The organism is uncultured Microbulbifer sp. (assembly GCF_947489355.1).
Taxonomy (GTDB): Bacteria; Pseudomonadota; Gammaproteobacteria; order Pseudomonadales; family Cellvibrionaceae; genus Microbulbifer.
The window spans coordinates 1-25034 of sequence record NZ_CANLDD010000015.1 but is presented as its reverse complement, the minus strand read 5'-3'; the positions used below and the strand labels follow the sequence as shown (position 1 = coordinate 25034).

At 55.6% G+C, this 25034-nt stretch carries 22 protein-coding genes and 1 pseudogene; 19 read left to right on the top strand and 4 right to left on the bottom strand.

Annotation, left to right across the window (positions count from 1 at the left end; genetic code table 11):
* Window positions 1–5: 5 nt before the first annotated feature.
* From Q1A48_RS08645 to infA, 7 genes are all read left to right on the top strand, one after another.
* Window positions 6–809 carry an enoyl-CoA hydratase/isomerase family protein gene (locus Q1A48_RS08645; protein ID WP_299943524.1) on the top strand — a complete coding sequence of 268 codons (804 nt, stop codon included), beginning with the start codon at window positions 6–8 and terminating at the stop codon, window positions 807–809.
* Window positions 809–2821, top strand: a complete 2013-nt coding sequence (locus Q1A48_RS08640) for a biotin carboxylase N-terminal domain-containing protein (RefSeq protein ID WP_299943522.1) — start codon at window positions 809–811, stop codon at window positions 2819–2821. The genes Q1A48_RS08645 and Q1A48_RS08640 overlap by 1 nt, the downstream gene beginning before the upstream one ends.
* A gap of 11 nt (window positions 2822–2832) precedes the next feature.
* On the top strand, window positions 2833–3996 hold the full coding sequence (locus tag Q1A48_RS08635; protein ID WP_299943519.1) for an acyl-CoA dehydrogenase family protein: 1164 nt from the start codon (window positions 2833–2835) through the stop codon (window positions 3994–3996).
* 332 nt (window positions 3997–4328) lie between these two features.
* Window positions 4329–5270, top strand: a complete 942-nt coding sequence (gene trxB / locus Q1A48_RS08630) for a thioredoxin-disulfide reductase (RefSeq protein WP_299943517.1) — start codon at window positions 4329–4331, stop codon at window positions 5268–5270.
* A 71-nt stretch (window positions 5271–5341) separates the two neighbouring features.
* Window positions 5342–6055: a leucyl/phenylalanyl-tRNA--protein transferase gene (aat, locus tag Q1A48_RS08625; protein WP_299943515.1), complete on the top strand. Its 714-nt coding sequence runs from the start codon at window positions 5342–5344 to the stop codon at window positions 6053–6055.
* Complete coding sequence (locus Q1A48_RS08620; protein WP_299943513.1) at window positions 6048–6767, top strand: arginyltransferase; 720 nt, start codon at window positions 6048–6050, stop codon at window positions 6765–6767. Before aat ends, Q1A48_RS08620 begins: the two co-directional genes overlap by 8 nt.
* A gap of 126 nt (window positions 6768–6893) precedes the next feature.
* Entirely contained in the window at window positions 6894–7112 is a 219-nt protein-coding gene (infA, locus tag Q1A48_RS08615) for a translation initiation factor IF-1 (RefSeq protein ID WP_299943510.1), read from the top strand.
* 93 nt (window positions 7113–7205) lie between these two features.
* Here infA and clpA read toward each other — a convergent pair whose 3' ends face one another.
* Window positions 7206–9485 carry an ATP-dependent Clp protease ATP-binding subunit ClpA gene (clpA, locus tag Q1A48_RS08610; protein WP_299943507.1) on the bottom strand — a complete coding sequence of 760 codons (2280 nt, stop codon included), beginning with the start codon at window positions 9483–9485 and terminating at the stop codon, window positions 7206–7208.
* 134 nt (window positions 9486–9619) lie between these two features.
* Window positions 9620–9991 carry an ATP-dependent Clp protease adapter ClpS gene (gene clpS / locus Q1A48_RS08605; RefSeq protein WP_299943504.1) on the bottom strand — a complete coding sequence of 124 codons (372 nt, stop codon included), beginning with the start codon at window positions 9989–9991 and terminating at the stop codon, window positions 9620–9622.
* A gap of 299 nt (window positions 9992–10290) precedes the next feature.
* Between clpS and cspD the strand changes: the two genes are divergently transcribed.
* Window positions 10291–10581 (top strand): cold shock domain-containing protein CspD, encoded by a 291-nt coding sequence (cspD, locus tag Q1A48_RS08600; RefSeq protein WP_299943501.1) that lies wholly within the window; start codon window positions 10291–10293, stop codon window positions 10579–10581.
* Between the two features lie 99 nt (window positions 10582–10680).
* Here the strand turns inward: cspD and icd are convergent, their stop codons facing one another.
* The gene (gene icd / locus Q1A48_RS08595; protein WP_299943498.1) at window positions 10681–11931 is read right to left on the bottom strand and encodes an NADP-dependent isocitrate dehydrogenase; all 1251 of its coding nucleotides are present in this window, start codon (window positions 11929–11931) and stop codon (window positions 10681–10683) included.
* A 148-nt stretch (window positions 11932–12079) separates the two neighbouring features.
* Here icd and Q1A48_RS08590 point away from each other — a divergent pair, with 148 nt between their 5' ends.
* The 9 genes from Q1A48_RS08590 (at window position 12080) to Q1A48_RS08550 (ending at window position 20947) form a co-directional block, all read left to right on the top strand.
* Entirely contained in the window at window positions 12080–12688 is a 609-nt protein-coding gene (locus Q1A48_RS08590; protein WP_299943496.1) for a pseudouridine synthase, read from the top strand.
* An 89-nt stretch (window positions 12689–12777) separates the two neighbouring features.
* Entirely contained in the window at window positions 12778–13935 is a 1158-nt protein-coding gene (mnmA, locus tag Q1A48_RS08585; RefSeq protein WP_299943493.1) for a tRNA 2-thiouridine(34) synthase MnmA, read from the top strand.
* Window positions 13929–14567, top strand: coding sequence for a high frequency lysogenization protein HflD (gene hflD, locus Q1A48_RS08580; protein WP_299943680.1), 639 nt, complete (start codon window positions 13929–13931; stop codon window positions 14565–14567). Before mnmA ends, hflD begins: the two co-directional genes overlap by 7 nt.
* A gap of 15 nt (window positions 14568–14582) precedes the next feature.
* Entirely contained in the window at window positions 14583–15956 is a 1374-nt protein-coding gene (gene purB, locus Q1A48_RS08575; RefSeq protein WP_299943490.1) for an adenylosuccinate lyase, read from the top strand.
* A 133-nt stretch (window positions 15957–16089) separates the two neighbouring features.
* Entirely contained in the window at window positions 16090–17244 is a 1155-nt protein-coding gene (locus tag Q1A48_RS08570; protein WP_299943487.1) for a cupin domain-containing protein, read from the top strand.
* Between the two features lies 1 nt (window position 17245).
* Window positions 17246–17680 (top strand): GNAT family N-acetyltransferase, encoded by a 435-nt coding sequence (locus tag Q1A48_RS08565; protein ID WP_299943485.1) that lies wholly within the window; start codon window positions 17246–17248, stop codon window positions 17678–17680.
* Window positions 17681–18059: 379 nt separating this feature from the next.
* Window positions 18060–20150, top strand: a complete 2091-nt coding sequence (locus Q1A48_RS08560; RefSeq protein ID WP_299943482.1) for a ribonucleoside triphosphate reductase — start codon at window positions 18060–18062, stop codon at window positions 20148–20150.
* Between the two features lies 1 nt (window position 20151).
* Window positions 20152–20319, top strand: a complete 168-nt coding sequence (nrdD, locus tag Q1A48_RS08555) for an anaerobic ribonucleoside-triphosphate reductase (RefSeq protein ID WP_299943480.1) — start codon at window positions 20152–20154, stop codon at window positions 20317–20319.
* Between the two features lie 4 nt (window positions 20320–20323).
* Window positions 20324–20947, top strand: coding sequence for an anaerobic ribonucleoside-triphosphate reductase activating protein (locus Q1A48_RS08550; protein ID WP_299943477.1), 624 nt, complete (start codon window positions 20324–20326; stop codon window positions 20945–20947).
* 546 nt (window positions 20948–21493) lie between these two features.
* Here Q1A48_RS08550 and Q1A48_RS08545 read toward each other — a convergent pair.
* Window positions 21494–21771: pseudogene (locus Q1A48_RS08545) on the bottom strand (IS3 family transposase); the annotation flags it as partial.
* A 95-nt stretch (window positions 21772–21866) separates the two neighbouring features.
* On the opposite strand from Q1A48_RS08545, the gene Q1A48_RS08540 reads away from it, so the two are divergent.
* Together Q1A48_RS08540 and Q1A48_RS08535 are read left to right on the top strand one after the other, a co-directional pair.
* The gene (locus tag Q1A48_RS08540) at window positions 21867–24215 is read left to right on the top strand and encodes a S8 family serine peptidase (protein WP_299943474.1); all 2349 of its coding nucleotides are present in this window, start codon (window positions 21867–21869) and stop codon (window positions 24213–24215) included.
* A 4-nt stretch (window positions 24216–24219) separates the two neighbouring features.
* Complete coding sequence (locus Q1A48_RS08535) at window positions 24220–24771, top strand: hypothetical protein (RefSeq protein WP_299943471.1); 552 nt, start codon at window positions 24220–24222, stop codon at window positions 24769–24771.
* The last annotated feature ends 263 nt before the right edge of the window (window positions 24772–25034 follow it).

Here is a 25034-nt window from a genome sequence, read left to right as displayed (position 1 = left end):
CCAGTATGCAAACGATCATTGATGAAACCATCGGCATTGCCCGGCACCTCACCCTCAACCGCCCCCGGCAGCGCAATGCCATCAGCCTGCACATGGTGGACGAACTGCTACAGAAACTGACAGAGGCGGAGACCGCTTCACAAACCCGGGCTCTGGTACTGCGCGGTGTCGAACACAACTTCTGCGCAGGTGGGGATATCGGCGACATGCTCACTGCCCAGCAAGGCGCCGGCGATGGCGATACGGATGCCTTTTATCGACTGAACCGCCGCTTCGGCGAACTGCTGGAGAGAGTCAACAGCACCCCGCTGGTGGTGATTGCTGTACTCGAAGGCGCCGTGATGGGTGGCGGTTTTGGACTGGCCTGCAGTGCCGACATCGCCATCGCCGATCACAGCTGTCGCTTCGCGTTACCGGAGACCCGACTGGGCCTGCCCCCGGCACAGATTGCACCATTTGTGGTTGCCCGCGTGGGTCTGTCCCAGGCGAGGCGGCTGGCATTGAGTGGCGCCACTCTGGAAGCACGGGAGGCGCTGGATATCGGCCTGATTCACCAGTTGCTGGACAGCTCCACGGCGTTGGAGACCGCACTGCGGGAACATCTCGGCAATATCAATGCCTGCGCACCGGGCGCTCTGGCTACCACCAAACAACTGCTTTTGCAGGCCGCACAGATTGCCGACAAGTCCGCCCTGAGCCACCTGCTCGACACTGCTGCGAAACACTTTTCCAGTGCCATTCAAGGCAGCGAAGGCCGTGAAGGCGCCCGCGCTTTTATGGAAAAACGCGCACCGGGGTGGCAACACTGATGTCCACACCAGACACGCTCCTGATATCCAACCGCGGGGAAATTGCCCTGCGCATCCTGCGCACGGCCCAAGCCGAGGGCTATCGCACCGTTGCGGTGTTCAGCGACCCGGATCGCCATGCCCCCCATGCCAATAGCGCCGACCTGGCCGTCGCCCTCGGCGGCCAGACTTCCGCGGAATCCTATCTGGATATTGACAAAATCCTCTCTGCCGCAAGAAAAACCGGGACCACCGCTATTCACCCGGGCTATGGATTCCTGGCCGAAAACGCCGATTTTGCCCGCGCCTGCACAGAGAACGGCCTGCGCTTTATCGGTCCCCCCGCTGAAGTCATTGAGCTGATGGGCAACAAGCGACGCGCCAAAGCGTTTGTTTCCGCTGCCGGTGTGCCCTGTATCCCCGGCTTTCAGGGAGCCCAGGATGACCGCACCCTGATGGCAGAGGCGGATCGTATCGGCTTCCCCCTGATGATCAAGGCCGCCGCCGGCGGCGGCGGCCGCGGCATGCGCCTGGCCCACAGCAGCGCCGAACTGGCAGCGCAGCTGCGCGCCGCGCGCAGCGAGTCCAAGAACGCCTTTGGCAACGACGAGCTGATTCTGGAACAGGCCCTCATCGGCGCCCGCCATATCGAATTCCAGGTGTTCGCCGACCGACACGGCAACTGCATCCACCTGGGCGAGCGAGACTGTTCTGTACAGCGACGCCACCAGAAAGTGGTCGAGGAGTCCCCCTCCCCGGCAGTGGATGCAGATCTGCGCACAACCATGGGAGAGGCCGCGGTAACCGCGGCACGTGCCTGTGGTTATGAGGGCGCCGGGACAGTGGAATTCCTGCTCTGCCCGGGTGGCGAATTCTATTTCCTGGAAATGAACACCCGCTTGCAGGTGGAGCACCCGGTGACAGAAATGGTAACCGGTTTCGACCTGGTGGCCTGGCAGCTGGCTGTAGCCCGCGGCGAGGCGCTGCCGGTTACCCAGCAGCAGGTCAGCCAGTGTGGCCACGCCATTGAAGTCCGCCTCTATGCGGAAGATCCCCAGCAGCAATTTCTGCCCCAGGCGGGGCCTATCCTCTACTGGCGTGAACCGGATAGAGACGGGGTGCGCATTGATCACGCCTTGCGCGAGGGCGCTGAAATCACCCCCTTCTACGACCCCATGCTGGGCAAGCTGATCGCCTGGGGACAGGACCGCGAAGCCGCCCGGAGAAAATTGTGGCAAGCGCTGGCACAGCTGCAGCTTATTGGCCCAAAGAACAATATTCGCTTCCTGTACCAACTACTGATACAGCCCGAGTTTATTTCCGGCGATGCCGATACCGGTTTTCTGGACACAATCACCAACCTCACTGCACCCGAAGCAATATCCAGCGATTGGGTGGCACTAGCGGCGGTACTCAATCACCAGCGTCACCTGAAACCGCAGGATAGGCGCGGGGGGCGCACTAACTGGCGCAGTGGCGATAGCAGTGTGCCCCTGCACTACCGCCTCGGTACCGAAGGGCGAGACTTCGAGTGTGAGCTGCTGGCGCTGGGACCGCACCGCTACCGGGTGAGCGTGGCGGAGCAGGCCCATCAGATTGAAATGCAGCCACAAGCGCTCGACAACACCGCGACCGCCACCTTAACGATCGACGGCGTCGCCCAGAAACCCCTTTTCCTGCAACAGGGCAATAGGCTCTACCTGTTGCAAGATGGCCGCCAACTGCAGTTCGAGGATCGAAGCCAGGCACCGTTACAGGCAAATCTCGGTCAGGGTAGCGGCCATATTAGCGCCCCGATGGACGGCGCCCTGCTGGAAATGCGGGTAGAACTGAATCAGACCGTGCGCTGCGGCGCTACCCTCGCTGTGATGGAAGCCATGAAGATGGAACACCCCCTGCGCGCGGATCGCGACGGCACCGTTATCAAGCTCGGGGCCTGCGCCGGCGACCAGGTGCGCGGCGGTCAGCTCCTGGTGCAGATAGAAGCTGCCCCCAACAGAACCACCCTGCTTCCCGGCAGTGACTCTTCCTAGAGGATTCCAGCGTGTACGATATCGATGCCTCCCGCATGGCCAGCCCTTTCTACGGCGAGAGTCACCGGCAGTGGCGCAATCAGTTGCGCCGTTTTGTCGAGCGGGAAATCCAGCCCCATATCACCCACTGGGACGAGCAGGGCCTGCTGCCGGAGGCCCTTTGGAAAAAGGCTGCCGATGTGGGCCTGCTGCAAATGGGTTACCCCGAGCGCTATGGTGGCATCGAGACGGATGCCTTTCATATGATTGTTGCCGCCGAGGAGCTGGCGCGCACCGGTGCCGGTGGTCTCTATGCCAGCCTGATGGTGCACGGAATCGCCCTGCCCCCGTTGTTGCATTACAGCAGCGATGCCCTCAAAGACGCGGTGATACCGGCAGTACTGCGCGGCGACAAACAGATCTCCCTGGCCGTCACCGAACCCGATGCCGGCTCTGACGTGGCCAATCTTCAATGCCGTGCGGTGCGCGATGGCGACAGCTACATTGTCAGCGGGGAAAAGACTTATATTACCGGGGGTATGCGGGCCCACTGGTTCACTACCGCCGTGCGCACCGGCGGCGAGGGGTTTGACGGTATCTCCCTGTTGCTGATACCGGCAAACGCACAGGGTGTCAGCCGGCAGCTACTGGACAAAAAGCAGGGTTGGTGGTGTTCAGATACGGCCAGTATCTTCTTTGACCAGGTGCGTGTGCCCGCAGACAATAGGATCGGTGCAGAAAACCAGGGCTTCCTGCCCATAGTGCACAATTTCAACCGCGAACGCCTCGGTATCGCCGCCTCCTGCGTGGAGTACAGCCGCGTCTGCCTGCAGGATGCGATCGAATGGGCCCAGGCGCGCAAGACCTTCGGCAAATGCCTCGCCAGCCACCAGGTGATCCGCCACAAGTTCGCACAGATGCTGCAACGTATTAATGCCACCCAGGCCTATATGGATCTCTGTGCCTGGGCTGAACAACAGCAGCAACTGAAGGTGGCCGAGATCGCCCTGCTCAAAGTTCAGGCCACAGAAACCCTCGAGTATTGCGCCCGTGAAGCCATGCAGGTGCTCGGCGGCGCCGGCTATATGCGCGGCGGCCGGGTTGAGCGTATCTATCGCGAAGTGCGTGTCAATGCGATCGGGGGTGGTTCCGAGGAAATCATGCGGGATTTGGCTTCCAGGCAGATGGGGGTTTAGGGATTTTCACACTTGGCACAGGCTATTGACCCTACCAACGAATACCAGGGGCCTCTTGCAGCCAGAATCCCTCGGCCCGACACCCTGTCCGGCATTTGCCCGGCTGGATTGTAAGATTTATTTTCCTCGCCCAGGCCACAGCCGACAACCCGCATCCCCTCTTGGATAGCGCTGGCCAATGAAACAAATTAAGCCAAACTATTTCGCCCACGAGTTTTTATCCCCTATTATACGGCCCAAACTGACAGCCCCATCTGATCAAAAAACAAACAAGCTGGTGGACTTCCGGTTCACTGTTACCTTTGCACACCGACGATTGTTAAGAGTACTTCATGAGTAGCAACCACCATCGACTGATCATTCTCGGCTCGGGCCCCGCCGGGTACACCGCTGCGATTTACGCAGCCCGCGCAAATCTGAAACCCGTCGTTATCACCGGTATGCAACAGGGTGGACAATTAACCACAACCACAGAGGTGGAAAACTGGCCGGGTGGCGCTGCGGACCTGCAGGGGCCCGACCTGATGGCTCAGATGCAGGCCCACGCGGAACGCTTCGACACCCAGGTTATTTTTGATCACATCGAATCGGTGGACCTGAAGCAACGCCCATTCACTCTGCAGGGCAACAAGACCTATACCTGCGATGCACTGATTATTGCCACCGGTGCCTCGGCCCAGTACCTGGGTCTTCCCTCTGAAGAGGCCTTTCAAGGTCGCGGCGTCAGCGCCTGCGCAACCTGCGATGGTTTCTTTTACCGCAATCAGAAAGTAGCCGTGGTTGGTGGTGGTAATACCGCCGTAGAAGAAGCGCTTTACCTGTCCAATATCGCCAGCGAGGTGACCCTGATCCACCGCCGCGACCAGCTCCGCGCAGAAAAGATTCTGCAGGATCGCCTGATGGAAAAAGTGCAAAACGGCAATATCACTGTCTGCTGGCAACACACGCTGGACGCGGTTCTGGGCGATGATAATGGCGTTACCGGCCTGCGTCTGCGCAATACGCAGGACAACACCACCAGGGAACTGGACGTATTCGGTGTCTTTATCGCCATCGGCCATAAGCCAAATACCGACATGTTTAAGGGGCAGCTGGAGATGCATGGTGGCTATATCATTGTCCGCAATGGCCTTGAGGGGAATGCCACCCAGACCTCTGTCGCAGGCGTTTTTGCCGCCGGCGATGTGTCCGATCACATCTACCGCCAGGCGGTGACCTCTGCCGGCACTGGCTGTATGGCGGCACTGGATGCCGAGCGCTTCCTGGACGCGTAATAGCGAGTGAACCCGATTCCCGGCTGCTAGACCTCCGGATATCGTTCCGCCCCTCAGACAGGAGTCAGGCCATGGCAAGTACCCAACGCTTGGTGTGGCTCGACCACCAGCGTATCGCCTTCCCGCCCACAGCGGCGGCACTGGCGGACCCCAATGGGTTCCTGGCTGCGGGGGGGGACCTGACCCCCGAGTGGCTGCTGGCTGCTTACCGGCGGGGGATTTTCCCCTGGTACTCGAACGGCCAACCCATTCTTTGGTGGAGCCCCTGCCCCCGCTGTGTGGTTTTTCCGCAAACATTCCGTGTGGGCCGCAGCCTGCAAAAAGTATTGCGCCGCAAAACCTTCCGGGTCACATTTGACCGCGCATTCGAGCCTGTTATCGATAGCTGCCGCGCCCAGAGGGCCAATGGGGAGGGCACCTGGATTACCGATAGGATGCGCCGGGCATTTATCCACATGCATCATCTCGGTCACAGCCACTCTGTGGAGGTATGGCGCAATGGTGACCTTGTTGGGGGACTCTACGGTATCGCCATCGGGCGTGTGTTTTTCGGGGAATCGATGTTTCACCGTGAGAAAGACGCCTCCAAAGTCGCTTTTGTTCACCTGGTTCGGCAATTAGAATTGTGGGGCTGCCCGTTGATCGACTGCCAGGTGGGCAGTCCCCACCTGGCCAGCCTGGGGGCAGTGGAGATCTCTCGCAGGGATTTCGAACACTTGCTGGAAAACGGGCTACAACAACCCGCCTTTGCAAAGCCCTGGAAGCTTTCGTGGATTTATGGGTAAATACTCTCAGCTGGACTCAGTCCATCTCCTGGCCACTCTGCCCCACCCCTGTGGCTACCTGCCGGACCGGGAAGCCAATACGGTATTCGTGGACCCGCAGACCGAGGTGGACCAGCGCCTGTACAATCATCTTTCGGAGCTGGGGTTCCGCCGCAGTGGCGCCTACCTGTACCGCCCCCAGTGCGCCACCTGCAAGGCCTGTATCCCGGCCCGGGTGCCGGTGAGTCTGTTTGTCCCCAACCGCAATCAGCGCCGCTGCTGGAAGCGCAACAGGGACCTGGATATCTTCCATATCGAAACCATCGACACCGATGAGCACTACGCCCTCTACGCGCGCTATATTGAACAGCGCCACGCCGACGGGGAGATGTACCCGCCCGGTCGCGAACAGTATCGCAGCTTCCTGTGCCAAGCCTGGGGAGCCACACGCTATATCGAACTGCGCGCACGGGGTGTGCTGGTCGCTGTGGCCGTCACCGATCTGCTCACTGCGGGCCTGTCTGCCATCTATACTTTCTTCGACCCGGATGAGGACAGGCGGAGTCTGGGCAGTTACTCTATTCTCTATCAGATTGAGTGGGCAAGACGACTCGGCCTTGCCAATCTCTATTTGGGTTATTGGATTGAGCAGTGCCATAAAATGGCCTACAAAAGCCAGTTCCAGCCGATAGAAATGCTCGTGGAGAACCGCTGGAGACTAAAATCCCCCTAGCGCTGACAGACACGCCCTTTGCTCTAGCGCCTCTTTTCGTGCAAAATGCTCGCCCGTCGAACCGCGGCTAGACCAGAGTGTCTCCGGGGTACAGGTCTGATCAAGTTATTTTAAGGTTGCTGCCGCATGGCAAAAGACGATTATATTGAAATGGAAGGCGAGGTGATTGACACTCTGCCAAATACCACTTTCCGCGTGAAGTTGGAAAATGGGCACGTGATCATTGCACATATCTCGGGGAAAATGCGCAAAAACTATATTCGCATCCTCACCGGTGACAAGGTCAAGGTGGAGCTGACCCCCTACGATCTGAGCAAGGGACGTATCACCTACCGGGCGCGCTAATCTGCGCACTGCTGGAAGCCCCTTATCGGCAGCTTGCCCAGTCAAAAAAAGCCACCGCAGGTGGCTTTTTTTGTTGCAATGGCGTATCGATAATCAGGCCGGCACCGCAGTTTTTATTGCCAACTCATCATTTTCTATTGTCACCGCCACTCGCCCCCCCTCTTCCGCCAGCTCTCCAAACAGAACGGCTTCGGCCAGGGGTTTGCGCAGCTTGTCGCGAATCAGGCGGGACATGGGGCGGGCCCCCATTGTTTCATCGTAGCCGTGTAAAGCCAGCCACTCGCGGGCCTCATCGTCCACGGCCAGGGTCACCCGGGAATCATCCAGTTGCGTCTGCAGCTCGACAATCAACTTGTCCACCACCGTTTTCACCACATCCAATGGCAAAGCAGCAAACTGGATAATGCTGTCCAGGCGGTTGCGGAACTCGGGGGTGAAGATCTTTTTAATCTCCTCCATACCATCCGTGGAATGATCCTGACTGGAGAAGCCAATTGAGCGGCGGCTCATCAACTCGGCGCCGGCATTAGTGGTCATAATCAGGATCACATTGCGGAAGTCGGCCTTGCGCCCGTTGTTGTCCGTCAGAGTGCCGTGATCCATCACCTGCAGAAGCAGATTGAAAACCTCGGGGTGGGCCTTTTCGATTTCATCCAGCAAGACCACACTGTGGGGATGTTTGGTGACAGCGTCGGTCAGCAAACCGCCCTGATCAAAACCCACATAGCCCGGCGGCGCCCCGATCAGGCGGGAGACCGTGTGCCGCTCCATGTACTCCGACATATCGAAGCGAATCAGCTCGATGCCCATCACCTTCGCCAACTGCCGGCACAACTCGGTCTTGCCGACACCGGTGGGACCGGAGAACAGGAAGGAGCCTATGGGCTTCTCCTCAGCACCCAAGCCCGCGCGACTGAGCTTGATCGCGGTACTGAGTGCCTCGATAGCCCGGTCCTGGCCAAATACCACCATCTTCAGGTTATCGTCGAGTTTGGACAGCTGTTCTTTATCCGATGCGGAAACACTCTTGGCCGGGATACGGGCCATTTTTGCGATCACCGACTCAATTTCACCAACGCCAATGACCTCCGTGCGCTCCTCAAGGGGCAGCAACGATTGGTAAGCGCCGGCCTCATCAATAACATCGATGGCCTTGTCCGGAAGAAAACGCTCGGTGATATGGCGGCTGGAAAGCTGCGCCGCCGCTTCCAGGGCCGCCTCGGTAAAACGTACCTTGTGGTGATCCTCAAAGCAGCTTCTAAGCCCCTGCAGAATCTGCACCGTCTCTTCAACGGTTGGCTCGCTCACATCAATCTTCTGGAAGCGGCGGGACAAGGCGCGATCTTTCTCGAAGATACCGCGATATTCGCTGAATGTGGTGGAGCCGATACAACGAAAATGGCCACTGGAGAGCAGCGGTTTGAGCAGATTGGAGGCATCCATTACGCCACCAGAGGCCGCACCGGCACCGATAATGGTGTGGATCTCATCGATAAACAGCACCGCGTGCTCACGCTTCCTCAGCTCGGCCAACAGGGCTTTGAAACGCTTCTCGAAATCCCCCCGGTACTTGGTCCCGGCCAGCAAAGAGCCGAGATCCAGTGAGTAGATGGTGCTCTCTTTGAGAGGCTCGGGAATATCTTCATCCACGATGCGCCGCGCGAGCCCTTCGGCGATCGCCGTTTTACCGACACCGGACTCGCCAACCAGCAGTGGATTGTTCTTGCGCCGGCGTGCCAGGACCTGGGTAACCCGTTCCACCTCAGGGACGCGCCCCACCAGGGGATCGATACGGCCCAGAATAGCCTCCTGGTTCAAATTGGTGGCATAGCTTCCCAGGGGGTCCGCGGCACCGGCTTCAGTGCCGCCGCCGATCTCCTCGTCGACCTGCTCCGGTGCGGCATCGGGGCTGTGGTGGTGATTGTTGCCACTGGAGCCGACACGGGAAATCCCGTGGGTGATGTAATTGACCACATCAATGCGCGCAACACTTTGTTGCTTCAGGTAATAAACGGCTTGGCTTTCCTGCTCGCAAAAAATCGCCACCAGGACATTGGCCCCGGTCACCTCTTTTTTGCCGGAGGACTGGACGTGAAAAACGGCCCGCTGCAGGACTCTTTGGAAACCGAGTGTCGGCTGGGTTTCGCGATCGCTATCGGCTTCGGGAATCAACGGCGTGGTGGAATCCACAAACTCCAGCAGTTCACGCCGCAGCGCACTGAGATCGGCCCCACAGGCATGCAACACATCGGCTGCCGATTCATTGTCCAAAAGCGCCAGCAGCAGGTGCTCTACGGTCATGAATTCGTGCCGTTTTGCGCGCGCACCCTTGAACGCCAGATTAAGCGTTACCTCTAAGTCCTTGCTGAGCATTTAAACCTCAAACCGTAATCGCCAATAGTTCCCGCCGACTCCGCTGGTTGGCGCGCACCCTTTGCCGGCGTCTATATCCTGGCTGATTCCTTTCAGGTGACGGGGCCCTAGTTCAAAGGCAGCTCTGTCCAAAATCACTGGTCTTTACTTTCATCCGCCTCAATCTCGCACAGCAATGGATGTTCATTCTCCTGGGCGAATCGATTGACCTGGGCGGCCTTTGTCTCCGCTATATCCCGAGTATAGACACCGCACACCGCTTTTCCCCGCGTGTGTACCTGCAACATCAGCTGCGTTGCACGCTCCCGGTTGACGCCAAAAAACAGCTCCAGAGTCTCAACCACAAAGTCCATGGGGGTATAGTCATCATTGAGCATCACGACTTTATACATCGGGGGTCGCTTTAACTGCGGTGGCGCCTCTTCCAGCGCGAGCCCACCATCGGAGAACTCGCGATCCCCGTCCTCTTTATCGGCGTTTAGTTTAATGATTTTTGCAACACTCATAAAAATTATCAATGCATTCTTTCTTTTGAGCTCGGTCTTTTGAGCTCGGATGTTGCCACCCGCGCAAACATCAATGACCTGCCATTGTAACCTTAATTGACCATCGACACAGGGATACCACAGTAACCAGCTGGGTTTCTTGACATTCTCACGCCAGTTGACTACAAGAGGTATTGTCTGCCTTATTCGCAGCCGTTAATCGCAGTCAGGATCGCAGCCGATTTATTCGCAGTTCAAATAAAAATAAAAACTCTGTACGGTGGCCAGGGGGCCACCTGGGCAATTAGAGGGAGTTCGCTATGCCTACCGGTACCGTGAAGTGGTTCAACAACGCCAAGGGATATGGATTTATTCTTGCGGATGACGGAGGGGAGGATCTTTTTGCACACTATTCCGCAATTCAAATGGAGGGTTATCGAACCCTGAAAGCTGGCCAGCAGGTCACCTTTGATATCATCAGGGGCGATAAGGGCTATCACGCCACCAACATTTCCTCTGTGACTGCGGGCGAATCCAGCCCCCCCAGTCACGAATCTGAGCCTGCACCTTCTGAAGCACTCCGGGAAAAGGAAGCCGAGGCGCTGGATTAGCCAACCGCACCCGGCAATACGCTCAGGCAAAAAAGCCCTCCACTTTTCAGTGAAGGGCTTGTCTAAGGCCGGCGCCCAGACAACCAGCCCGGCGGCAATCTAGACCATGTGGGTGATAACTTCGCCACCAAACTCAGAACAGGATTTCAGTTCGGCGCCCTCCATCAGGCGTTCGAAGTCGTAAGTGACGGTCTTGGCCTTGATGGCGCCCTCCATACCTGTGATGACCAGGTTTGCCGCTTTTTCCCAACCCAGGTGACGCAGCATCATTTCCGCAGACAGAATCAGGGAGCCGGGGTTGACCTTGTCCTGGCCGGCGTACTTGGGCGCTGTGCCGTGCGTGGCTTCAAACAGCGCGACTTCGTCGGAAAGGTTGGCACCCGGCGCAATGCCGATACCCCCCACCTGAGCAGCCAGGGCATCGGACAGATAGTCACCGTTCAGATTCAGAGTGGCGATAACATCATACTCCGCCGGACGCAGCAGGATTTGCTGCAGCATGGCATCTGCAATCACATCCTTGATAATAATTTCCCTACCGGTTTTCGGGCTCTTGAAGCTATGCCAGGGGCCCCCGTCCAGAGGTTGGGCACCAAACTCATCGCGCGCCAGCTCGTAGCCCCAATCGGCAAAGGCACCTTCGGTGAACTTCATGATATTGCCTTTGTGTACCAGGGTGACGGAATCGCGGTCCTGGTCTATGGCATATTGGATCGCCTTGCGCACCAGGCGCTTGGTGCCTTCGGCAGAAACCGGCTTGACGCCGATACCGCAGTGCTCCGGAAAGCGGATTTTCTTAACACCCATGTCTTCTTGCAGGAACTGGATGACTTTTTTCGCTTCGTCACTGTCCGCTTTCCACTCGATGCCTGCATAGATATCTTCGGAGTTCTCCCGGAAGATCACCATATCTACCTTGTTCGGCTCCTTCACCGGAGAGGGCACGCCGCTGAACCAGCGCACCGGTCGCTGACAGACATACAGATCCAGTTCCTGGCGCAGAGCGACATTCAGGGAACGGAATCCCCCACCTACCGGGGTAGTGAGAGGGCCTTTGATGCTGACAACATACTCCCGAATCGCCGCGAGGGTTTCGGCCGGGAACCAGTCGCCCGCGTATGTCTCAGCCGCTTTTTCACCACAGTAGATTTCCATCCACTCGATTTTTTTGCCGCCACCATAAGCCTTCTCTACTGCGGCATCGATCACCTTGCGCATAACCGGGGTGATATCCACACCGATGCCGTCGCCCTCGATAAAGGGAATCACCGGGCGATCCGGAACATTCAGCGAACCATCGGCATTGACTGTAACTTTTTCGCCGTCTGTCGGCACTTGGATATGACCCATATTGCGTAAACTCCCTAAATTCTGTGACTTTTTAGGCCCAGCATTGCTTGCACCACTTCCCCGGGCCCTTGGGGCGGGGACAAAAACGGCGGGATTATAGCAGTATCGGCTTCTTTTTGTTGTTGGATTACAATACCGGGTTTTTGCCATGGCCAAGCTCGTTCTCTTCAACAAACCCTACGGCGTCCTGAGCCAATTCACGGATAGCCAGTGCCGCCCCACGCTTGCAGACTACATCTGCCAAAAGGGGTTCTATCCCGCCGGCCGGCTCGATTTTGACTCGGAGGGACTACTGTTGCTCACAGCCGATGGCGCACTGCAACATCAAATCAGCCACCCAAAGAAAAAGATGGCAAAAACCTACTGGGTCCAGGTTGAGGGGGAGATTAGCATTGATGCACTCAGGGCTCTGCGCCGGGGCGTGGTTCTCAAAGAGGGGTGCTCTGCGCCGGCCAGGACCCGGCGCCTGCCCGATGTTAAACTGTGGCCGCGCACGCCGCCGATTCGGGAGCGAAAGTCCATACCCACCAGTTGGCTGGAACTGACCATTTGCGAAGGCCGTAACCGCCAGGTGCGGCGTATGACCGCCGCCGTCGGCTTCCCCACCCTGCGCCTGGTGCGTATGGCGATCGGCCGCTGGCAGCTCGGCGCGCTTAAGCCCGGAGAATACCGGATGGAGGAGATTTTCACCGCTGACAAGACCCGGTCAAAGCCCGGACAAAAGCGTATCCCGCGCACCGACAGCGGTAAGCACTAACGGAAACTCAAAACGGCCTTGGTCCGGGGCGTTTTCACAGGTAAAATTCGCCCCTTTTTCCTTTCCAGTGAGGTAGGGACAGTCCTTCTATGTCTGATTCCACACCCAACAAACAGCCCAAGCGCATCATTGTCGGCATGTCCGGCGGTGTCGATTCTTCCGTAGCCGCATTGCGCCTGATCCAGCAGGGCTATCGGGTCGAGGGCCTGTTTATGAAGAACTGGGACGAGGACGACGGCACCGAGTACTGTACCGCCAGGGCCGACCTGGCCGATGCCCAGGACATCTGCCACAGGCTCGGCATTCAACTACATACAGCCAGCTTTGCCGCTGAATACTGGGATCATGTCTTTGCCTACTTCCTGGCGGAATACAAGGCCGGGCGCACACCCAACCCGGATATCCTGTGCAATCGCGAAATCAAATTCAAAGTCTTCCTCGAATACGCAGAAGTGCTGGGCGCGGATGCCATTGCCACCGGCCACTATGCGCGCCGTCGTGATAGTAAGGGGCGCACCTATCTGCTCAAGGGGCTGGATGGCAACAAGGATCAGAGCTATTTCCTGCACGCGGTGGGAGAGGCGGCATTCGCCCGTGCCCTCTTCCCGCTCGGGGAATTGGAAAAACCCGAAGTCCGCCGTATTGCCGAAGAGAACAGCTTTATCACCCATAACAAAAAAGACAGCACCGGCATCTGTTTTATCGGCGAGCGCCGTTTCAAGGATTTTCTGGAACAGTACCTGCCGGCACAGCCCGGGGATATGCAAACGCCGGAAGGCAGGTTCATGGGGCACCATGCGGGATTGATGTACCACACCATTGGCCAGCGGCAGGGCCTGGGTATCGGCGGCGTCAAAGGTGGCGGGGAGGATCCCTGGTACGTGGTGGGCAAAGACCTGCGGCGCAATGTACTGATCGTTGCACAGGGGGCGCATCATCCATTGCTCTATGCAACAGGGCTAGAAGCAACCCAGACACACTGGATTAATGGCGCCGCACCGGGTGAAACATTCCGCTGCCAGGCTAAAACCCGCTACCGCCAGCCAGACCAGGATTGCACTGTGCATGTACAGGAAAATGGAGACCTGGTTGTGGCATTTGATGAGCCACAGCGCGCCGTGACACCGGGGCAATCACTGGTACTCTACGATGGCGAGGTTTGCCTTGGCGGTGCGGTGATAGAAAATGCCACCGGCATCGGTTCTGCCGTATCGAAAAAAACAACAAACACTAAGGAGCGATTTTGAATAACTGGCGGGATCAGGCTCTGGCACTGGCCGGAATATTTCAAGCTGCAACACTGGTAGAACGCCTCGCAAAGACCGGCACTGCCCCGCAGGTACAATTGGAAACGGGTGTGTTCAGCCTGTTTCAGCTCAATCCCGACCACACCGACACTGTCTTTGGCGGTGCCGTCAATCTACTGCCGGGCCTGCAGGTCTCAAGGCAACTGCTACAATCGCGCCAGCACCCAGAATATACCGACTGTCTTCGGTATGCGCTTTCCATACTCTATCTGCAGCGGCAGCTCAGCAAAAAGAGCGCGCTCCTTTCCATCATTGGCAACCGCCTGCAAAAAGCCAAAGCCCAGGCCGAGCATTTCGCACCGACACACGAAAATGTGTTTTCAAACCTGGCCAGTATCTACAGTGACACCCTCGGTACCTTCCGCTTTCGCATCCAGGTACTCGGAGATTTCAATTACCTGCAGCAGCAACGCATCGCCAACCAGATCCGCTCCATGCTGTTTGCCGGCATCCGCGCCGCAACCCTGTGGCGGCAGCTGGGCGGTCGCCGCCTGCATCTGCTGTTTCAGCGCAAGAAGCTATTGCGCTCGACCAATGAATTGATCGCACACATCGAATCTACAAATCACTAGTTTCGGAGATTGACTATGACCGTTGCGCTTTCCGCACTTACAGCGGTATCCCCCATTGATGGCCGCTACGAGGCCAAGACCGCCCCTCTGCGCGCTATTTTCAGCGAATACGGCCTGATTTCCGCCCGCGTTGAAGTAGAGGTACGCTGGCTGCAGCAACTCTCCGCGCACAGGCAGATCACCGAGGTGGCGCGGTTCGACGACGATGCCAATCAGCTGCTCGACCGCATCGTGGCCGATTTCTCCCTGGAAGATGCCCAGCGTATCAAAGACATCGAACGCACTACCAACCACGATGTAAAAGCTGTCGAATACTTTCTCAAGGAAAAAATCAGTAGCAATGCACAATTGGCCAGGGTGAGCGAATTCGTCCACTTCGCCTGCACCTCAGAAGACATCAACAACCTTGCCCACGCACTGATGCTGCGCGCCGGGCGTGAAAAGGTCCTGTTGCCAGCAATGAACAACCTCGTGGACAAGGTCGCCGAGCTTGCCAAAAACTTTGCCGATGTGCCCATGCTGTCGCGCACCCACGGTCAATCCGCCAGCCCCTCCACCGTGGGCAAGGAACTCGCCAACGTGGTTGCGCGCTTGCGCCGCCAGGTAAACCAAATCCACGCAGTACCCCTGCTGGGTAAAATCAATGGCGCCGTAGGTAACTACAATGCACACCTGTCCGCCTATCCGGAGATCGACTGGGAACAGCATGCGAAAGCGTTTGTAAACTCCCTGGGCCTGACCTGGAACCCCTACACTACCCAGATCGAGCCACATGACTATATTGCCGAACTGTTCGATGCAATCGCACGCTTTAACACCATCCTGATTGATTTCGACCGGGATATTTGGGGCTATATTTCCCTCGGCTACTTCAAACAGCGGGTGGTTGCCGGCGAAGTGGGTTCTTCCACTATGCCGCACAAGGTCAACCCCATCGACTTCGAAAATTCCGAGGGCAATTTGGGCCTGGCCAACGCCGTGTTCCGGCACCTGGCCGCCAAGCTGCCCCTTTCCCGCTGGCAGCGCGACCTGACCGATTCCACCGTACTGCGCAATATGGGAGTTGGTGCCGGCTATTCCACTATCGCCTATGCCGCCACCACAAAGGGCCTGGGCAAGCTGGAAATCAACCGCGAGCGCCTCGCAAAAGACCTGGGCAATGCCTGGGAAGTGCTGGCTGAACCCATTCAGACCGTGATGCGCCGCTACAATATCGAAGCACCCTACGAGAAACTCAAAACCCTCACGCGCGGCCAGGGCATCACCCGCGAGACCCTGAAAGTATTTATTGAAGGCCTGGAGATTCCTGCTGCGGCCAAGAGCGCTCTGTTGGAATTGACTCCGTCCACCTATATCGGCAATGCCGCAGAACAGGCCCGCAAGCTTTAAACAGGTTCAGCAGCGGCCACCCGACAGGTAGCCGCAAGGATAAACACCGCCCGCGCCCTACGCGCCTTCCAGCGGGCAATGACCGGAAACAGTGCGTCCGCGCACTTTTTGGTTTTTCAATAGCGAGTTTCCTATGGCCAGCCTCCTGACCCATCTCGGTGATATGCCGATCGACATCTTTATGCGCGATTATTGGCAGCAAAAGCCCCTACTGATTCGCAGCGCCTTTGCCGATTTCAAGTCCCCCATTTCCCCTGAGGCGCTGGCGGGCATGGCCCTCGAAGAAAGGGTGGAATCGCGCCTGGTACTGGAACACGGGGAAAATGGACCCTGGCAACTGCGCTCGGGACCATTCACCGAAGCGGACTTCCTCTCTTTGCCCCGCACCCGCTGGACCCTGCTGGTTCAAGCCGTGGACCAATGGTTATCTGAAGTAGCCGAACTCAAAGAGTACTTTCGTTTTATTCCCGACTGGCGCCTTGACGATGTGATGATCAGCTATGCCGCCGATCAGGGCAGCGTGGGCCCGCACTACGACCACTATGATGTTTTTCTACTTCAAGCTGAGGGCAAACGTCTCTGGCAACAGGGCCCCAAAGTCAATGAGACCGAGCCGCAGCTGGCGGGCACGCCGCTCAATATCCTGAGTGCATTCGAAGCGGAAAACCACTGGCTACTGGAACCGGGCGATATGCTTTACCTGCCGCCACAGTACAGTCACTGGGGTATTGCCGAAGGCCCCTGCACAACAATTTCCATCGGCTTTCGCGCGCCCTCTGCTGCGGTGATTCTTGAGGACCTCGCCAGCGAAATCGCAACGGGATTGCCAGACAGCATGCGCTATACCGATGCAGGCGCGGAGCCCACAGGGAATCCCGCCGAAATTGACGCGCTCTCAGTAGCACGCCTACAGAAACAGTTAGGCCATTGGCTGCAACAGCCGGAGAAAATCACCCGGTGGTTCGGTGCGGTAATGACCGAGGCAAAATATCCAGATATCGTGGCCCTGGATGCGGACAGTGCCGCCGACTGGCGGCAACAGCTGCCCCGGGGACTGTCCCTGGTACTGAATCCCGCCTCGCGCTGTGCCTTTTGCCACCAGCCTGCAACCCTGTTTGTGGATGGGGAAGCTCTCCCCGTGCCCCTTGCTTTTGCCAGACAATTTACCGTAAGCCGCGCAATCCTCTGGCGCGATATCGACGACTATCCGCAACTGGGCGTTGCGGATGGCTTGATCGATCAACTGGTTTCCCAGGGCACGCTGATCTATCCTCCGGAGGATTTCTGATATGGCCGCGGTTATCCGCACCGCCAACTGGCATAGCGAGCGAAGCGCTATCCGCTCTATCCGGGACGCCGTGTTTGTGCGGGAACAGAAAGTGCCCGCCGATTTGGAGTGGGACACCCTGGAAGAAAGCGCCCGGCATTTCCTTGTTTTCAAGGATGGCGAGGCAATAGGCACGGGACGCCTGACGGCAGATGGCAAGATCGGTCGCTTAGCACTAATAAAATCCGCGCGGGGCCTTGGCTATGGCGCGAAGCTGCTTGAGACCATTTGCGAACATGCCCAAACCCTCGGCCATCAGCGTGTTTATTTGCACGCCCAGCAACAGGCCCAGGGGTTCTACAGCCGGGTTGGCTTTGTTGTCAAAGGTGACATTTTCTCGGAGGCGAATATTCCCCATATCAGGATGGTGCGGGATCTGGATTTCTCGTCCGGCTGACCAATAGATTTCCAATGGCCCGCTGAATCGCCGATCTGAAAGACTGCAGTCACAGTCAGGCGCGGCTCATCACCCAAGGGCATATCGGACCTGCAGCCTGCACCGGCCAGCGCGCCACTTAGCCAGCAGAAAGGCCGTCGCCAGAAGGCCCTTTTGGTTACTGTACCATCAGTACGGATAGGGTCGCAGTGGCAGCTGAAGCTTCAGGTTGACTCCCCCCCCCTTGGCGTCAAAACCTCCACTCAAAGCTCCGTTCAAAAATAATGAAAACACCATATATTGTGGGACTTTAATTTTCATATTCAATATATAGTGATCCAGATCAAGTGTTGCCCCCATTGCCTCGTTATGCTTCCCGCACTGTTTGTGAGGACCGCCCATGACGAGCATTGCCACTCCAACCCACCCTAATCTACCCAGTTCGGCAAACCCGATCACATCCCCTGAAGATTATCTGGTATGCAAGCGCGATGGACGCACCCTGGCTTTTGATGCCCGGCGAATCACCAGTGCGCTTTTGCGTGCCGGCCGTGCCACCGAGGCTTATGACGAAGAGGACGCATTGCGTCTCACCCAGTCGGTGTTGAAAGTGATCGGTCACCGCTTTGATGACGGCACACCAATTGATATTGAGGAGATCCAGAATATTGCCGAGCAGGTGTTGATCAGCGGCAATTATGTGGAGACTGCACGGGCTTATATTACCTATCGGGGCCGGCATCAGCGGTTGCGCAGTCATCGGCAATCCCTGGTGAATGTGGAGACCTCGATCAATGAGTATTTGCAGCGGGCGGACTGGCGTGTCGCGGCCAACGCCAATCAGGGCTACTCTCTGGGCGGTTTGATCCTGAACAGTGCCGGCAAAATGATCGCCAACTACTGGCTGAATCATGTCTATGCAAAAGAAATCGGCGCAGCCCACCGGGATGGTGACCTGCATATCCACGATCTCGATATGCTTGCGGGTTATTGCGCTGGCTGGTCGCTGCGCACCCTGCTGCACGAAGGCTTGAACGGCGTGCCGGGCAAGGTGGAATCCGCGCCGCCGGCACATCTGTCCAGCGCCGTGGGCCAGATTGTCAATTTTCTCGGAACCCTGCAAAACGAGTGGGCTGGCGCCCAGGCTTTTAGTTCCTTCGACACTTACCTGGCCCCCTATGTGCGCAAGGACCGGCTGGGCTACGCCACCGTGCGCCAATGTTTGCAGGAGCTGATTTTCAACCTCAATGTACCGTCCCGCTGGGGAACCCAAACCCCTTTTACCAACCTCACATTCGACTGGGTATGCCCGCAGGATCTGCGCGATCAGGTACCGGTGATCGCAGGCGAGGAGATGCCGTTCACCTATGGCGCTCTGCAGGAAGAAATGGACCTGATCAACCGCGCCTATATCGAAGTGATGAGTGAGGGCGATGCACGTGGCCGGGTTTTTACCTTTCCGATTCCCACCTACAACATCACTGCGGATTTTCCCTGGCACAGCGACAACGCAGAGCGCCTGTTTGCCATGACAGCCCGCTATGGCCTGCCCTACTTCCAAAACTTTATCAATTCAGACCTGAGTCCGAATATGGTGCGCTCCATGTGCTGCCGCTTGCAGTTGGATCTGCGCGAATTGCTCAAACGCGGTAACGGCCTGTTCGGTTCCGCGGAACAGACGGGCTCTCTCGGCGTAGTGACGATCAACTGTGCACGTCTCGGCTACCAGTACCGCGACGATTGGGATGCCCTGGTCATCCGCCTGGATCGGCTGCTGGAACTGGCGCGGGACTCACTTGAGGTCAAGCGCAAAATTATCCAGCAGCATATGGATGCGGGGCTGTTTCCCTATACCCTCCGCTACCTGGGCACTCTGCGCAATCATTTTTCCACCATCGGGGTAAACGGCATCAACGAGATGCTGCGCAATTTCAGCGGCGACCGCGAGAGCATTGTCACTGAAACAGGAACCCGCCTGGCGGAACGGCTGCTGGACCATATCCGCGCACGCATGACGGAATTCCAGGAACAAACTGGTCATCTCTACAACCTTGAGGCGACGCCAGCCGAGGGCACCACCTACCGATTTGCCCGTGAGGACCGCAGGCGTTTCGCAGATATCATCCAGGCCGGCAGCGAAGAAGCGCCCTACTATACCAACTCAACACAACTGCCCGTGGGCTTTACCGATGACCCCTTCGAAGCCCTGGCCCGGCAGGAGTCCCTCCAGTCCCGCTATACCGGCGGTACCGTATTGCACCTGTATCTGGGCGAGCAGCTGCCGGACAGCGACAGTTGCCGCCGGCTGCTGCGGCGCGCACTGGAGCACTACCGCCTGCCCTATATCACTGTGACCCCCAGCTTTTCCATCTGCCCGGTGCACGGTTACCTGAGCGGTGAGCACGAATTTTGCCCCCGCTGCGACGAGGCGCTGCTCGCGAATGAGCAGGGCCGCTGCAGTAATTCACACTTGACCACCAAGGAGACATGACATGCATAAACAAGCCCCAATAATGAAAGAGGAAGACCGCACCCGCTGCGAAGTTTGGAGCCGTGTGATGGGCTACCACCGCCCGGTGTCATTCTGGAACCCCGGCAAGCAGTCCGAACACCGGGAGCGCCGCTTCTTTGTCGCTAACAACAAACCGGGCTCGGTGTAAAATCATGACTGCACGCCTGCGGGTCGGCGGCTTTACACCATTTACCGCCATCGACTACCCCGGCGAATTGGCCGCGGTGGTCTTTTGCCAGGGCTGCCCCTGGCGCTGCCGCTACTGCCACAACGGCCATCTGTTGCCCGCCCGTGCCGCCAGTGCCTACGACTGGGGCCAGATTCTGAACCTTCTTGCTGATCGGCGCGGTTTGCTGGATGCGGTGGTATTCTCCGGCGGCGAGCCCACAGCCCAGGAAGCCCTGGAGGATGCCATAACCGGGGTGCGCAAACTGGGATTCAAGGTGGGCCTGCACACCGCCGGCATCTACCCGCGCCGCCTGCGCCGCCTGATCCCCCGATTGGATTGGGTCGGCCTTGATATCAAAGCCCTGCCGGAAAATTACCCGGCTATTTCCGGTGTGGCCCGCAGTGGAGCTGCACCCTGGCAATGTGCAAAACTCCTGGCAGAAGCCGGCCTCCCCCTGCAGGTGCGCCTGACCCGACACCCCCGGCTCACAAGCGACAGCGAACTGGACCAGATTCGTCAAAAACTGCGGCTATTCGGGATTTCCCACCTGGAAATACAGCAGTGCAACAGCGCACAGGCATTGGATAAAACGCTTCGATTTTCATAGTAAGCTCAGGCAAGGGGTTAAGAGATGCACATAACGCACGAATACCTATCGCCAACCCAACAACGCACCGCTGCGTGCGAAGTGCTTCCCTCTTAAGTTGGGTCCGAGCCTACTTTCAGTTCAACACCATCGTTGAGACCAACACCGCCTGTATCGTAAAGCAAGGGTATTGTAATAAAACCATCCTCACCAGCCCGGGTCTTTTCACCATTACTAATGCCATCTTCGTCACTGTCAACCGTTAGAACCTCTGTACTGAAAACGGAAAAGTTAATATTTGGTATCGCCCAGGCTAGTGCCCGCTCAATACATTTTGGATAGCCCACAATTATTGACACTAAACGGTTGGCACCCTCTCCATAAAGATTTAAACTTCGACCAAGGTTAACTTGCAGACCAATAGGTAGCACTTGGTCATCATCCAAGTAAAAATTTCCAACCGAGCCTGTCTCATTTTCCATCACAGAAAAATAATCCGTCTGTGCTGTAACTATCCTGTTATTTTTTGACAATATAGGACAATCAGCTTTAAGCGACTTTGGCTGACTACAAATACCATTTGGAAAATTCGGCCGGAGCCAGGTTGCCAAGCGGTACTGGCGGTTATAAAAAATCTTGATGTACTCCCTGATAGCTGCTTGCTCTTCCGTCCGGGTGAAAAAGCGGCGGTGGTGCACAAACTCATTTTTCAGAGCTCCCCAGAAATTCTCGTGTGGTGCGTTGCCGGAGTAGTTCTCCTTACGCGACACTCAAGAAACCATACCAAATTCCTCCTGTAAATCACTGTAAAATTGCGCACAATATTGACTTCCCCGGTCTGTGTGCTGAAGTTATTGGAATATCTACGATTAGTGGCCAGACATCGTTGAGGTGGTTTATAATTCTCACACCCGACAATTACTTATAATGGGAAATTTAAATGATTAGAAAAATGTTCCAACTTTCTGCGATTCAAGCAGCGCTTTTATTAACATTATCAGGCTGTGGGAGCAATAATGATTCGTCTTCCTCCGATCCTGCTTCTGATCCTGTTGCTTCTGATCCTGTTGCTTCTGATACTCCGCCAACTGCAAGTAATGTAACTGTAGATGGAGCAAAGCAATGGATTCCTGTATCTGGAGAACTATTGGGCAGCGATCCAGATGGTGATGCTTTAACCTATGGTTTTTCAGAAAATGGTGAGGCTATTAATCCAGTTGATGGCGTTTATACTTTTAGTCATGGTCAGCTTTCATTAAATGGCAATCAGTTTGAATATACTCCGATCTCAGGACAAGCCGCTTCTATTGCTTATACTGTAACAGCAAATGATGTTTCAGCCTCTGCGACCATTGAGATCATGAAGGTTGCAAATGACCCTCTAGCGTATCAACAATGGCACCTACGCAATACAGGCCAAAAAGCTTACGCATTAAGTGATCAAATGAAGCAAGGCCTTGTCGATGATGAGGTTTATACAGTTGAGGAAGCTGATGCCCTATTTGAAAGACTTGAAGCCGAAGAGCTTATTGCTGGCGAAGACATGAATGTTGCAGCTGCTTATGCTCAAGGTGTCACTGGTGCAGGTGTGACAGCGGTTGTTGTAGATTCAGGCGTAGAAATTCGCCATGAAGACTTGATAAATAATGTATTACCAAATCGCTCTATCAACTTAAACGCATCAGCAGTTGACAGAACAGACCCAACGAGCACCTCCATTGACGGTGATCATGGTACTAGTGTAGCTGGCTTAATTGCAGCTACAGGCTGGAACAACATAGGTAGCCGTGGTGTAGCCCCAGATACAGGGCTAATAGGTATGAACTATTTAGGCTCTGATAAAATAGAGCAAACGGACCTATTGGCTCACGGGTTTCCGGGAAGTGGTATTTCTAAGGATGAAGAAATTTCAGCATTTAACCGTAGCTACGGCATTACCTACCCTAGTGCTATCGCACCCTCTGCTTTAGATGTAGCTGTTGAGTCTTACCCGAATCTTATGCTTCGAGGCGGCAAAGGCGCTTTGAACATGAAGTCCAGTGGTAATGCCTTTAGATCTGGAAGAAGTACTCTTGAGGGTTCTTTCTGTGCTGATAATGGCGCTAATGATTTAGGTTTAACCTGCTACAACTCAGCGTTCCAGCCCAGTCACTCTCACCCATATTACTTGAACGTTGCGGCGGTGAATGCTGACGGCAAACATACAAGTTACTCAACAGCAGGCGCAAGCATAATGGTATCCGCTCCTGCCGGTGAATTTGGACGTTATCGGCCAGCGATGGTAACAACAGACCAAATGACCTGTATTAATGGTTATTCTGGCTTTAATGGTAGCGGAATAAGTTCGTTTAGCGAAGCTTTTGGTGAAGCCTTTGCAATCAGCCAATACCCGTTCAATTATCCAGGCCATCCAGAGAACGCAACTTGTAACTATACTTCAACCTTCAATGGTACATCTTCTGCTGCGCCGAATGCATCAGGCGTTGTGTCTCTAATCTTATCAGCAAACCCAGAGTTGACCTGGCGGGATGTTCGGCACATTTTAGCTTCAACCAGCACTATAGTTGACCCTGAAAACGAAAAAGTTGAACTGCAAATTGGAGAAGGATCTTTTGTTGCTCACGACGGCTGGGTTGAAAACGCAGCTGGTTATCGCTTTAACAATCTCTATGGCTTTGGTCGAGTTGATGCAGGTGCAGCTGTTGCTATGGCCTTAGATTACCCAGAGAACCTTGGTGAACAATTTATCACTGAATGGCAAGGTGTGGGATCCACCGCTGGTGACGACGCCATGGAAGCGATTATTCCAGACAATAGTGCGACTGGTGTGAGCCAACAAATTGAAGTGGCGGAAGATATTATTATTGAAGCCATGCAGTTCGAGTTTGATGTCCGCAATGAACATATAGGTGGCCCCCTTTTAAATGATAGTCTATTAACCTCGGCTGGTAACGACTTAGCGCTTGAAGTGGTTTCTCCTTCAGGCACTAGAAGTGTTTTACTTTCTTCTAAGCAGGCATTATTAGATGCTTCATTTAGCTTCGCCGATGGGACTCTTAGCGAAGGTTACATCCTGGATGGTGCCGTAATCCTTTCGAATGCATTTTATGGTGAAAATGCTATGGGAACTTGGACAATCAGAGCATTTGATACCGGTGAGACTAACATTGAGTTCTCAAACACGAGAAACCAGTGGGAGGCGACAGGCATGATTAATAACCCTGTAGAGAGTGTTCTAGAAGGTGTATCACTAAGAGCGTTCGGGCGTGCCTCTCAACAAGAAGGATAGTACAATGAAGTTTAATACATTAATGATCTTAACTGCCGCACTGTGTTTATCAGGTATGGCACAGGCCAGCACTATTGATAGCGTGGAAAAGAAAGATATAAAGGTCAAGCAGCTAAGAACGATATCCGAAGCAAGAGCGAACTCTACTGAGTTTGGTATCTTTAAGGTTGAACGATCAATGGCAAGTGTCCCATCATCGATTGCTGCACCAGAACAGGTTGTTGCAATTAAAGGTGAAATGGCCATAGTGAATATCGATGCTGATGCAGTAACAGATGTTATTGCTAAAGGTACAATAGTACGAAATACACTGACCGATGAACTAACAACTTTAACTGGTAATATCACAATTTTATTAGGTGAAAATGTTAGCGCATCAGAAGTAGCAGCTGCTGCTGGCATGGAAGTAGTATCGACATTTCCAGGCACTGACATTGCCATTTTGAAAGTTAGAGAAGGCAATGACTTGTTAGAAGCTTTCAATGCGATAAGACAGTCTGGCTTGACGGTTGAAAGCCGAGTTGAAGTTACAGAGACTATGCACAAAGCACAATAGTTAAAACTTACCTAAATTAGTAAGTTTTATCTGAGACAGAAAAAGGGCACCACCTTATAAGTGATGCCCTTTTTATGGTAGTGTTCAGAATACTAAACTGTATTAGTTCAGACCAAATCTGACACATCTCCTTGAAAAGAGGGGGTTTACCGGCTTTGATGAAGGTGACGAAACCTGAAACCAAAGCCAAGGATAAACCCCATGATTCATACTAACGATCGCATCATTAAACACAAGACCGGTCTGCTCAATCTGGCGGAAGA